At 42.0% G+C, this 13,210-nt stretch carries 9 protein-coding genes; 4 read left to right on the forward strand and 5 right to left on the reverse strand.

The annotated features are described in order from the left end of the window. Positions 1-110: 110 nt before the first annotated feature. Genes kdpA through IAR63_RS16940 form a run of 4 tightly spaced genes read left to right on the forward strand, consistent with a single transcriptional unit; the run spans position 111 to position 5,692 of the window. Positions 111-1,793 (forward strand): potassium-transporting ATPase subunit KdpA, encoded by a 1,683-nt coding sequence (kdpA, locus tag IAR63_RS16925; RefSeq protein ID WP_187706075.1) that lies wholly within the window; start codon positions 111-113, stop codon positions 1,791-1,793. 28 nt (positions 1,794-1,821) lie between these two features. Then, the gene (gene kdpB / locus IAR63_RS16930) at positions 1,822-3,927 is read left to right on the forward strand and encodes a potassium-transporting ATPase subunit KdpB (protein WP_187706076.1); all 2,106 of its coding nucleotides are present in this window, start codon (positions 1,822-1,824) and stop codon (positions 3,925-3,927) included. A gap of 5 nt (positions 3,928-3,932) precedes the next feature. Next, positions 3,933-4,532: a K(+)-transporting ATPase subunit C gene (gene kdpC, locus IAR63_RS16935; protein ID WP_187707506.1), complete on the forward strand. Its 600-nt coding sequence runs from the start codon at positions 3,933-3,935 to the stop codon at positions 4,530-4,532. Further along, a complete protein-coding gene (locus tag IAR63_RS16940; RefSeq protein WP_187706077.1) occupies positions 4,529-5,692 on the forward strand; it encodes an anhydro-N-acetylmuramic acid kinase in 1,164 nt (387 codons plus the stop codon). The genes kdpC and IAR63_RS16940 overlap by 4 nt, the downstream gene beginning before the upstream one ends. A 135-nt stretch (positions 5,693-5,827) precedes the next feature. Here IAR63_RS16940 and IAR63_RS16945 read toward each other — a convergent pair whose 3' ends face one another. The 5 genes from IAR63_RS16945 to IAR63_RS16965 form a co-directional block, all read right to left on the reverse strand. Next, positions 5,828-6,022, reverse strand: coding sequence for an NblA/ycf18 family protein (locus tag IAR63_RS16945; protein ID WP_006277332.1), 195 nt, complete (start codon positions 6,020-6,022; stop codon positions 5,828-5,830). A gap of 372 nt (positions 6,023-6,394) precedes the next feature. Then, on the reverse strand, positions 6,395-7,126 hold the full coding sequence (locus IAR63_RS16950; protein ID WP_187706078.1) for a Stp1/IreP family PP2C-type Ser/Thr phosphatase: 732 nt from the start codon (positions 7,124-7,126) through the stop codon (positions 6,395-6,397). A gap of 41 nt (positions 7,127-7,167) precedes the next feature. Continuing rightward, positions 7,168-8,856 (reverse strand): ABC1 kinase family protein, encoded by a 1,689-nt coding sequence (locus IAR63_RS16955; RefSeq protein ID WP_187706079.1) that lies wholly within the window; start codon positions 8,854-8,856, stop codon positions 7,168-7,170. 251 nt (positions 8,857-9,107) lie between these two features. Then, a complete protein-coding gene (locus IAR63_RS16960) occupies positions 9,108-9,428 on the reverse strand; it encodes a DUF6825 family protein (protein WP_187706080.1) in 321 nt (106 codons plus the stop codon). Positions 9,429-9,525: 97 nt separating this feature from the next. Next, positions 9,526-13,143 (reverse strand): hypothetical protein, encoded by a 3,618-nt coding sequence (locus tag IAR63_RS16965; RefSeq protein ID WP_187706081.1) that lies wholly within the window; start codon positions 13,141-13,143, stop codon positions 9,526-9,528. Positions 13,144-13,210: the final 67 nt, after the last annotated feature.

Here is a 13,210-nt window from a genome sequence, read left to right on the forward strand (position 1 = left end):
AAATCCATAAATATCCAGAAAGTAGTAAAACAGTAATGATTGATTAATGGAAACACATTTAGAAATACGGTCAAAAATAAGTTCAAAGATAAGTTCAAAAATACGTAGTTATGCAAAGTGTCTTACAAATCGTTATCATTCTGGGAATTGTCGTACTAATTACTCCTATCTTGGGTAGGTACATAGCCAATGTTTTTCTAGAACAGTCAACAATCTTTGATAGTCTGCTCAATCCCATAGAAAATATTATATATGTGGTCTGTGGAGTCAATAAAAAACAGCAGATGACTGTAGGACAGTATATTAAATCTGTTCTTGTCAGTAACTTTATCATGGGGATAAGCGCATATGTTCTTATTTCATTTCAGCAACTGCTGCCTTGGAACCCCAACAACCTAAATGCACCAAGATGGGACACAATATTACACACCACCATATCCTTCCTAACTAATACTGATCAGCAACACTACATACCGGAAACAACACTGAGCCATTTTAGTCAAACAGCAGCACTAGGGTTTTTAATGTTCACCTCAGCAGCTACTGGATTAGCAGTGGGAATAGCATTTATTAGGGGATTAACCGGAAGAAAACTGGGTAATTTTTACACTGATATTATCCGTGCCATCATCAGAATCCTATTACCCATAAGCATAATTGGGGCGATCGCCCTAGTAGCATTAGGAGTGCCAGAAACCCTGGAGGGAACATTAGTAGTCAAGACATTGGAAGGGAGAACCCAATATATACCCAGGGGTCCGGTTGCTTCCTTTGAGATGATCAAAATGATAGGACAAAATGGAGGGGGCTTTTTTGCTGCCAACTCAGCCCATCCCTTTGAAAACCCGAACAGTGTTTCAAATCTAATAGAAGCCATAGCCATGATTATCATACCAGCATCGCTCATACATAGCTACGGTGTATTTGCCAACAATTTGAAACAAAGTTGGTTACTATTTTGGATGGTATTCCTAATATTTGTGATTTTTGTCTGGGTGACAGTGGCAGGGGAAATGCAGGGAAATTACTTAGCTAACCAAATTGTAGGTATAGAAATACCCAACTTAGAGGGTAAAGAAATGAGATTTGGGGTAGGAGAAACCGGATTATGGGCGGTGATAACAGCTACTACCATGACCGGAGCGGTGAACGGGATGCTGGATTCATTTATGCCCCAGGGGATATTTTGTAATCTATCAAGCCTATTCCTGCAAATGGTTTGGGGTGGACAGGGAACAGGAACGGCTAACCTATTCATTTATCTAATCCTGACTGTATTTATCACAGGCCTAATGGTGGGAAAGACACCAGAATTTTTGGGGCGTAAAATTGAACAGCGGGAAATATTTTTAGCCAGCGCCATCCTATTGATTCACCCCATTATCGTTTTAGTTCCCAGTGCCATTGCTTTGGCCTACCCCAACTCCCTGTCAGGAATCAGCAACCCGGGATTTCATGGTATTTCCCAAGTAGTTTATGAGTATGCTTCAGCTGCAGCTAATAATGGTTCAGGACTGGAGGGACTACAAGATAATACATTATGGTGGAACCTAAGCAGTAGTTTAACCATTTTACTGGGGCGTTACGTTCCCATCATAGCCATGTTGCTATTAGCCAGTAGTATGTCTAACAAATCAACAGTTCCCCAAACCCGTGGTACCTTGAGAACTGATTCGGTAATGTTTACCAGCATTACAGCCTGTTTAACCATGATTTTAACCCTACTTACCTTTTTCCCCGTTCTAGTCTTAGGTCCGGTGGCGGAGGGTTTAAATCTGGTCTCTGGAAACTGATTAATCTCTTAATCCCAACTCCCCACCTATGAACTCCGTTGCAACTAAGCGCAAGCAAAGATCATCCCGTTCCCGAAATAAGAGTGGAGGTTTGAATGGCCAAAAATCGCGATTCAGCGATTTAGCGATTTACACCCAAGCAATTGGGGACACCATAATCAAGTTATCCCCTCAATATGCCATTAAAAATCCTATCATGTTTTTAGTGTGGTTAGGAACAATCATCACCCTAATAGCCACAATTTATCCGCCTGCATTGGGAACGGTTAATCAAACCAATCCTCGACTATTCAATGGTTTGGTGACCACAATCTTATTTTTCACGGTTATTTTTGCCAATTTTGCCGAATCTTTGGCACAGGGGAGAGGTAAAGCCCAGGCTAATGCTTTACGAAGAAGCAGAAAGGAAACCACTGCCAAGAAAATTGACCTTGATGGCACTATTACGGAAACCCCTTCTACCCAGCTGAAAAAAGGTGATACGGTTTACGTGTCAGCTGGTGATATGATCCCCGCCGATGGTGAGGTAATTATGGGTGTAGCCTCGGTAGATGAATCAGCTATCACTGGTGAATCCGCCCCAGTTCTCAAGGAATACGGTTCAGATGTGGCCAGTTCGGTCACTGGGGGTACACGGATTATTTCCGATGAGTTGATTATCCGCATTACAGCTGATCCTGGTAAGGGATTCATTGACAGGATGATTGATTTAGTTGAGGGGGCCCAACGGCGCAAAACGCCCAATGAAATTGCTTTGACCATTCTTCTGTCAGTACTGACATTGGTGTTCCTAATTGTGACAGTTACCTTACCATCATTTGCATACTATGTCAAGTCTCCTATTAATATCACCATACTTGTTTCTCTATTGGTAGCACTCATACCTACAACTATTGGCAGTTTACTCAGTGCCATTGGCATTGCGGGTATGGACAGGGTCGCCCAGTTTAATATTATTGCTACCTCTGGACAAGCAGTAGAAGCCTGTGGTGATATTAATACGTTGATTTTAGATAAAACCGGTACAATCACTTTAGGAAACCGCCTGGCAGAGTCCTTTATCCCTATTTGTGGACATTCAATCACGGAAATTGCCAATGTGTCATTAGCCGCTAGTATATTCGATGATACTCCTGAAGGTAAATCGATTATTAGACTGGCGGAAAAACTGGGTGCTAAATTTGATATTGATCGCCGGTTAGCTCAGGGAGTGGAGTTCTCGGCCAAAACCCGTATGAGTGGAACTAATTTACCGGGTGGTCATGAAGCGAGAAAAGGTGCTGTGGAAGCGATAAAGGCCTTTGTTCGTTCCCGTAATGGTCAGTATACCCCAGAATTGGAGAGTGCATATCAACAAGTATCCCGCCAGGGAGGCACACCCTTAGCGGTTTGTCTAGACGATAAGGTCTATGGTGTTATTTATCTGAAAGATATAGTCAAACCTGCTATTCGTGAGCGGTTTGACCAACTGCGACGGATGGGGGTGCGCACGGTGATGTTAACTGGAGATAACCATATTACGGCTGAGGTAATTGCTAAAGAAGCAGGAGTGGACGAGTTCATAGCTGAAGCAAGTCCAGAAGATAAAATTCATGTCATTCGCTCAGAACAAGCTCAGGGTAAACTGGTTGCTATGACTGGAGATGGCACTAATGATGCTCCCGCTTTGGCGCAAGCGGATGTGGGTGTAGCTATGAATACTGGAACCCAGGCAGCTAAGGAGGCTGCCAATATGGTAGATCTGGATTCTGACCCCACAAAACTTATTGATATTATAGCCATTGGTAAGCAATTACTAATTACCCGTGGTGCTTTAACTACCTTTTCTATTGCCAATGATATTGCCAAGTATTTCACTATTATTCCAGTAATTTTTGCTACTGCTAATCTCCAAAGTTTAAATGTTATGAGATTAACTAGTGTCAATTCAGCAGTTTTATCAGCCCTGACCTATAACGCTCTGATTATTCCTGCTTTAATTCCTTTAGCATTAAAGGGGGTGAAGTTTAGACCTTTGACAGCTAACCAGCTATTACAACGGAATATTTTAATTTATGGTGTGGGAGGAGTAATTGCTCCTTTTATTGCCATTAAACTTCTAGATCTGATTTTTACCTTTGTGGGTTTAGCTTAATTATGATGGCATTTATCAAGGAAGTTTTTCGCGGGATACGAGTACTTGTATTAATCTGGATATTAACTGCAATTGTCTATCCTTTGGTAATATTGAACTTAGGTCAGTGGGTTTTTCCTTTTACGGCTAATGGTAGTATCTTGTTCAACATTAAAGCTGAACCAATGGGTTCCTTTTTGATTGGCCAAAGTTTCACATCAGAACAATATTTTCAAAGCCGTCCCAGCGCCATTAGGTACAGTCAAGGCAAAAAATCTGCCCCCTATGGTATATCTGGAGGGAGTAATCTTTCTCCTACTAATCCACAGTTGATTGATAGAATTAGTCAAGAGGTTAGCCAATTAAAAGAGGAAGACCTTAAACCTATTGCAGACCTAATTTACACTTCTGGTTCTGGTTTAGATCCCCATATTTCTTGGAAAGCGGCAAGACAGCAGTTACCAAGAGTAGCAAAAGCACGGGGTATGAAAGAAGATGAAATAGAAAGCTTAATGTATAAGTACACAGATGGCAAATTTTTAAGTATTTTTGGCGAATCAGTGGTGAATGTTTTACGACTAAATTATGCCCTTGACCTTCAGTCTCTCAATCAGGGGGAACAATGAAGGAAATAATCCTCCCAACTCGTGTTATTGGTTTAATGAGTGGTACTTCTGTAGATGGTATAGATACCGCTTTAGTGGAAATATCTGGTAGAGACTTAGACCTGAAGGTAGAATTGTTGGCGGGGGAAACTTACCCCTATCCACCCCAACTACGGACTAAAATCCTCTCCATCTGTGGGGGAGAACAAATTTCCATGCTGGAGTTGGCTACTATCGATGATGAAATAGCCACGGTTTTTGCCCAGGCGGCCCAACATATTCAGGTTGGTTACCCCCCTGCCACTCTCATTGGTTCTCATGGTCAGACGGTTTACCACAGACCCACAGGAGAGGAAAATCACGTTCCCCTGGGTTATAGTCTACAGCTGGGTCGGGGTGCTGTTATTGCTCGCCTCACTGGTATTACTACTGTTAGTAATTTCCGTGTGGCGGATATTGCAGTCGGTGGTCACGGAGCACCCTTAGTCCCTAGAGTTGATGCTTTTCTCCTTAGTCATTTTCAGGAGGTTCGCTGTATCCAAAATATTGGTGGTATCGGTAATGTTACTTATCTACCTCCACGCTCTGATGGTTGGCTAGGCAAAATTATGGGTTGGGACACAGGTCCAGGAAATAGTTTGTTGGACTTAGCTGTGTCTCATTTTACTAATGGTCAAAAAAGTTATGATCAGAATGGAGCCTGGGCAGCTAGTGGTTCTCCTTATTATCCATTGGTTAAACAGTGGTTGAGTCAAGACTATTTCCATTTACCCCCTCCCAAGTCCACTGGTAGGGAGCTGTTCGGTGTTCATTACTTTTATCAGTGTTTACAAGATTGTAATCACTATGATTTGTCTATTCCAGACGTGTTAGCAACAATTACTGAACTAACAGCAGCCTCTATTGTTCACAGTTACCGTGAGTTTTTGCCACAAATGCCACAACAAGTCCTGTTGTGTGGTGGTGGCGGTCGCAATCTCTATCTGAAAAAACGACTGGAGGTGCTGCTGGATTCAATACCAGTTACCACCACAGATGTCATGGGATTGAGCTCAGCCTTTAAGGAGGCGATCGCCTTTGCCGTTTTAGCTTACTGGAAACATTTAGGGATTCCTGGGAATTTGCCCGTTGCTACAGGAGCGCAGCAGGAGGTCGTTCTAGGAGAAACTCATGGTCTGTAAAGTTTTATAAACAAAATGTGTTAATGAATGGGAATTATAGTTTTATGGAGTGGGGGACGAAAACAGTCCCAGGGTGAAAGTCAAAAGCCGAGACCGGTTTGAGTGCAAGTTAGGTTTTGGTCTCGACACATTCTCCTATGCCATAGAGCCTAAATCCAATCCCCACTGGTGTTTGAGTAGTTCCTTATAAGTGGCTTCTCTGACTACCATCTGCTCGTAGAGTTTCACGAGGAACTCTTGCGCCTGTTCATGACTCATTTCTTTGACTTGGCTGGCAAAGGAGTAAATGTTGAATTGCTGTTCTAAGGAAAGCTGTATTGGTTGATTCATGGCTAAAACCTAAAGAGCAACTAGTAATGGTGGTGTGGACGGGGAACCAGCTTTTGGGTTGGTTCGTTTTGGTCTGGCATGTCACTTGTTAAGAAAGATAACAGTTATTTGACAAATTGCCCAGTGTTATATGTTTCGGGTTTCCGACCTACCATCGGGATGGTCAGGTTGGGAGAATATGTTTATGGTCGAATGGTTGGGGGATTGGGTGTATAAATTATTTGAAGGACTGACGGTTAAGTGAAATAAACCCGTCGGGTGATGGGTTCGAACCTATTTTTAGCAGGTTACTGGGAAAAAAAATGCTCGAATTGAACATTTTCCCAGATTATTGGGTGGGTAGGAATCCCCGCCATTTGTGGCGGGGGAGTATCAGTCTTGATGTGCAGCAGAAATTAAGATAACGGTGATGTTGTCCTTACCCCCATTGGCTTTGGCTGCTTCCACCAGGGATGAAGCTGTTTGCTCTAAATCTGGGTTCTGGTACAGCTGAAAAATTTGTTCGTCCAGCAGTTCCTCAGTTAATCCATCGCTACATAAAAGCAGGCGATCGCCTGGGTTGAGTTCAAAGGACTGAACTTCTGGGTCGCTGAGATCTGCTCTTCCTAAACAGCGTGAGAGGACATGGCGATAGGGGTGGGAGCGGGCTTCTTCGGGACCAATCTCGCCTGTTTTTATAGCTTTAGCGACCCAGGTATGGTCTTGAGTGATTTGGTGGACTTGGGAGTTAGTGAAGTGATATAAACGGGAATCCCCCAGGTGGGCACACATGGGGGGTTCAGGGGAGCGGAAAACTACGACCACAACGGTGGTTCCCATGTCGGAACGTTCCGGGTGAGAAACTTGGTCTTGTAAGATGGAATTATTGGCTTGGGATATAGCCAACCTTAATAAGGACTGGGTATTTTCAGGGAAGTCCCATTGGTTTGTTAAATAGGCTTGAATTTCTTGAATGGCAATTCGACTAGCTTCCTCCCCTCCAGCATGACCTCCCATACCATCAGCAACGATAAAAAAACGTCCATCAGGGTCTATGTAGTAAGCATCTTGATTATGAGAACGAATAAGTCCGGGATCGGTTGCACCGGTAAAGTTAAGTTTCATATTTTTTCAAGTATTTAAGATATTTGAAATATGTGTAATCACTAATACTTCTGATCATAACGATCAAGACGGGAGACTAGACGCAAGAAAATGAAAGATATGCCAGCAACTATCAAACCTGCTATTGCAGCTAACCAGTAAAATCTATTGACTAATAGGATAGTGGCTGAAATAGTAAAGGCGCTTATGATCAGGGCGTAACTAATTCCCATTTGAATATTACTTTGTCGTCTTAATAGACGTTCTGTTTCCATCGCACGCACTCGCAACCGGATATCACCTCGTTCCAGCTTCTCCAGGGTATCTTCTAAACGACGAGGCAAACCTAATGCCGTACTACTAACCTGCACCGCTTGACGACTCAACTCATTTAAAAAAGTATTTGCTTGACTAGCACCGTTGTTATTATTCATAAGCTCCATTGCATAAGGCTGGGCAACTTCCATAAAATTAAATTCCGGGTCTAAACCCTTTCCTACCCCTTCTAAGGTAGAAAAAGCTCGCATGACAAAAGTAAAAGTGGCTGGGAACCGAAATGGCTGATTATAGGCAATTTCATACAAGTCTTCACTGATATTAGCCACAGATTGGTTTTCAAAGGGTTTGTCCATAAAATTGTCCAACATGTACTGGACAGAACGTCGCACCGGACCCATATCCTCCACCGGAGCGATCGCACCCAAATTAACTAATGATTGTACTACGCGGTCACCATCTTTTTGAGCGATACCAAATAAGGTTTCCATCAGTCCTTCCCGAACATTGGACTTAATAGTGCCCATCATGCCAAAGTCGTAGAAAATTAAGGCTCCATCCGGACTTACTGCCAAATTACCAGGGTGGGGATCAGCATGGAAGAAGCCATTATTCAATAACTGGTGTAAATATGCCTGAGCTCCATAACGAGCGATCGCCTTTCTATCCACACCTGCAGCTTCCAATGCTTCATACTGACTCACTTTAATGCCAGGAACATATTCCAAAGTAATGATTTTAGAAGTGGTATAGCGCCAATATACCCTAGGGACCTTCACCCAGTTGTAGGAGCGAAAGTTGCGCCTAAAAGTATCCGCATTGCGTCCCTCATTGAGATAATCAATTTCCTCCCAAAGAATGCGACAGCACTCCTCATAAATACCCATCCAATCTCTTCCTCTTCCCCACTCAGGATGATTTTGAAAATAGTGAGCAATACCTTTAAGGATTTGTAAATCAATTTCAAAGAGTTTTTTCAGTCCTGGTCGTTGTACCTTAACTACTACGGTTTCCCCCGAGTGAAGTTCAGCCTTGTGAACTTGACCTAAACTAGCAGCAGCAAGAGGTATGGGTTCAAAACTGGCAAACAGTTCAGTAATTGTTTTACCCAATTCCTGTTCAATGATTGTGGCCACCTGTTCGTAATCAAAAGCTGGTACGCGGTCTTGTAACTTAGACAGCTCATCCACATACTCACTAGGAAATATATCCGCACGGGTGGAAAATAACTGGCCAACCTTGATAAAAGTTGGTCCTAAATCCAAAAATGTGTTTCTTACCCAGACCGCCTGGGCGTAGCGTCTGGTTGCTTGTTTGGACTCCGTTATACCCCCAGGATAACTCCATGCCTTATTATACCGCCAAAGTTTAAACATAAAGGTCAAAACAAAAGACCAGATATCCACAAAGCGGCGTTTGCTGGAGTATTTCTCCCGATTCCAACGGTAAGCCTTACCCGAATAACCTTGTTCCATATTTATTTTGTAGTTTGTTTTGTACCGTTGGTCAATATACATCTTTAGCCAGAACGCCATAAACAGTGCCGACGGGTAAAATACTAGGTAGGCGTTCTGGCTCACCCGCTTACGGGTGGTGATATAATCTCAAGAAACACCTAGCAATTTACCGCCATTATTCCCCACCTTGAACAAAGTAAGGTGGAGGATTTACAGCTGAGTTAAAACGTGATCCACCGCTGTTACAAGATATAGAGCCTATTGTATACCTATTTTGCTCCACTGCGATATTTTTGTAGCTCGGTCCGCAACAAAGCGACCTCTGCTCGTAAATCATCAATTTCAGCTTGTAAGTCTGTTGGACTATTAGCATTGGTACTGCTGGGGGTGACACCTGTTTGTGATGCTTCCGCTGCTCGACTGGCACGTGTCATCACTTCTTCCGTAAACTGGTGGAGCTGTTCTTTCATCTCAGCATCAAATTTACCCAGTTCACTTAAAGCGTCAGTCAGGGTGACCTCTAGGCGCTCATTAATTACTTCTGCTAATGCTCTACCCACAAAGAAAGCTTGCACGAGATTATTACGCATAAATTTTTGTAAAGTTGTTCCGTAAAAAAATTATAACCTGCATTCAGCGGGTGTTGGTGAAAAAGTCAGCAGTGAAGATTAATTGCACTAATATGCTTTAATTAAAAGTGTATGGCTCTGAAAAAGACTGTAAAGAGCAGTCTTTAACCGCATTAAGATAGCGACGTAATAGGAGGATTTGGGGAATGTCAAATCTATAGGTAAGATTACCCTGCTTTTGAAACAAGGGTGTGGAGGAAATTGCCCGATAGTCAGGATTTTCCTGAGAATTTTTGGTCAACCACAGATAGTTAAAACTCTCTGGAACTCCATCCCTAGGGCTGTAGTTTTTCCTAGTGATAGGTACTAGCCCACCAGGTAGTTCACCTTCTAAGAAGGCTAGCAAACGCTGTTGACATACCTTGGTATTAATGCCACGACTTTCCAAAAGTTCCAGAATTTGATTCAGGGATAGGGAGAGGGTAGTTTTTGTGGTCAAGCTATTTGGCACAATGTTTAATAGTTCTGAAAACAAAAAATAATCCGTATATTGTTGTCTAGATATTTCTAGAAACTGGGGATACAACAGTGCGGTAGCTAGACCGTAAGCTACCCGACTGCACCTGCTAGTAGACCCATTTACTCCCGGGTGTAAATCTTGTATAATTTTGGAGTGGGGCAATTTTTGTCCTAGCCAACGCTTAATGGTCGGTATGGTACTCACTCCACCAGAAATGACCACTTGAGCTATGGACTCTGCTGGCACACCTCGCGCCACTAATAGTCTATTTAATTCTCCATTAAGACGGCGCACGTATGGCACAAGTATTTGGCTTTCTAGGTCTTGGCGATACAGCTTCCAATACTGATCTGCTAATTTAAGAGTAAATGACACTTGGTGCTGTAAAATCAGTTTTATGGCCATAGCTGCATCTAACATGCCTCGCCCCAACACAGAACTTTCTAACCTTTGCTGTAGCAAAGTCCTAGCTAGTGTATCTGTTTGACCTAATTGTGGTAGTTCCAAACCTGTTAAATTTAGACTAGACCACTCTACCCGATCTAAACCGGGAGTTGTAGGTTGCCAATGCCATGAATTATTTTGATCGTCCCCATTACTTTCTTTTATGTTACTATGGGTTTGGTGTGTTTCGGGTGGTAGGAGCAACTGACAAATGATATCCTGTTCCATTGCCTTTCCACCATAGGAAAAACTGTGCAAAGTCAAGTTTTTGTAGGTTAATTTGCTCAGGTCTTCCACAAGATCAACTAGTACCATTTCCGTAGCACTCGCACCAATGTTCAAAGCTAGGGTGGCTCCCTCACTCAGACCAGAAGTGATCTTTAGGGGGTGAATACCTTGATTATCCCACACCTGGACTGGGGTCGACCTACTGGGATCTAGCTCAGGTAGCAGGGTGGCTATGGCCTCCTCCACAAAAAATATTTGGTTAGCATGGGAGACCAGCTTACTGGTTAATATGGACTCTCTTACATTAAATCGGTATTGTTCTGACCAGTTACCTGGACAACTACAAATAACACCGGTTAAATCGTTAATAACTTCCAAGAAGGCTTCTTTTTCCATACCTGTAGCATGAGCGCTTAAAGCTGGAGTTGTACTGGTACGATCTGATTTTAAGGTCAATAATAACTTTGACAAAGAACGCACAACCCAAATTAAGGGACTAGCGGCAAATTCGTTCAGCTGCAATACAGGTTCCCACTTATTTTGGTTGTTTTTATAAGAAACACCTACATGTAAAAAAGGCTTTAAATGAGTAGAATAAAGTTCTGGTTTAGTGTCAACTGGTATGGAGAAACCATTATCTATTTCCGTAGTGGAATTAATATCTTGGGGATTTTCCTGGGTTTCTGAATGTGAGTGAGGGATAGAGCCAGTTGGTAGATATACTTCTGCTGGCAATCGAAAAGACTGGGTAAAAGTTGTTTTACCTGATTTATCTTCTGCGGACCAATAGATGGGGTGGACAATTAATTTGGTATGATTTAACAAAGCGGCAGAAATTCCCGTTGTTCCCAAGTCAATACCCAAATACCAAGATGAATTTTCATCCTTTTGGGGTGTTAGTTGAGATACTTCAACCTGATTTGTCTCCGCTTGCAGAATATTTGGTTTTACTAACTCTTCGGGTGTGGGTATAGCAGTAATATCGGTGGGAGATTCTAAGAAGATCATTCCCTGATCCACAATCTCCTCTAATGTATCCTCACTTGAGTTGGTAAGAGAAAGGGAATTTTCCACCTGCTTGATCCCTTCCCATCTGGAATCTAGCTCCCAATCAAAACTGGTGATATCACAATTATCACTTTCTAGCTCTTGTGCACCTGCAAGTTCAGATGTATTTAATATTTCATCCTGTGTACTAACCCTATCGCCCAAATCTAGAGGATTTTCTTGAGGAGAAGTTGCAATATAACCAGCAAATAAATCTACTTCCAAGTCCTCCTCAATTTTTTCTTCCCGTTCGGAAAAATCCTGATCAAAATTTTCCCAGTTTGGTATGATTTCCTCATCTTTATCCTGGGAAAATGGAGTATTACCAACATCCACCAATAAATCAGTCAAAATAGTGATCGTATCATTGCTATCTGGTTCACTTTCCGATGGCATAATTATACTAGCAAATTCTGCTTTTGTCCCTGAATCCTCTGGCAATAAAGATTCCCATAATTTCACCGGTTCATTGCTATAATCAGTAAAAAGACTGGCATAAAGTTCATCAACTTCATCCTCTAGATTATAACTTTCATAATTGATTGGAGGTGAACCTAAATCCGGCATTTCCTCCGTACCATGGGAACTTACTTTCTCGATATTGGGGTTAGCCTGGGAACTGGTAGGTTGCACGAGGAAAGTTAGTGAATCATTTTGTAGATTATTTTGTAGATTTTTGATAAAATCTGCCATTAATTGTTCACCCTCTATTCCCTGATTATGCATTCTTGTAAGAGCCTGGGATAAGGACTGATAATAAGAATTTATGTTACGTTCTAATGCTTGAAAAATAACATTAACAGTTCCATCCAAAGATAACAACCGTTGGTCCAACTCCTTGGTCAAATTAGCTAACTTTTCAATCCCACTAGTTGATCCTAAAACCGCTTCCATAGAAGAGTTGTTTATTACTGGGTTATTCCCACCAGAGCTTAAACCCACATCTTTGTTACCAGTTGTATTTAAGTGGGGAATTAGACTCTTTACTAGAGGATCAATTAGTGCTGGTACAGTTTGACTAATTATTTGTTTTATTTGTTCCTGGGTTGTTAATTGCTGCGATGGGGAAAATTCTCCACGCTTTTGCTCTAATTCTCTAATTTCCTGGCTGAGATGGGCCCTTTGTTGCAACATAGTAGATAATTCATTCTGCAGGGATTTGAATAAACCCATCATTTCCCCTTGAAGTTGCTCTGAAACCAAATTGGTACTTTCTTGTTTCTGTTCATGCAAGTCTAGGTGTGACTTTTGTTGTTCCCTATTGACATATCTTGTTAATAAAGAGGATAATGGTGTAGATTGGGGTTCATCAGTAAAAACCTCTTCCATAGACTCACTTTCATGGAGATCTACCAGAAAACTGCGTATTCTTTGTAAAATGGTTCTTTCATCCTGTCCTTGACCAGATAGCAATTTGGCCAGAGGGTTACCACCATTAGAGAGTAAGTTATCAATATCAAGAATCAGTCCTTGAATTTCATCTGTGCGGGAGGTCACTTTAAATTACCTTAAATTAAAATTACGTTAACTAAATAATATACTTTGTATATTGATTATATTTGGA

Origin of the sequence: Cylindrospermopsis curvispora GIHE-G1, from assembly GCF_014489415.1 — a bacterium.
Classification (GTDB): domain Bacteria; phylum Cyanobacteriota; class Cyanobacteriia; order Cyanobacteriales; family Nostocaceae; genus Raphidiopsis; species Raphidiopsis curvispora_A.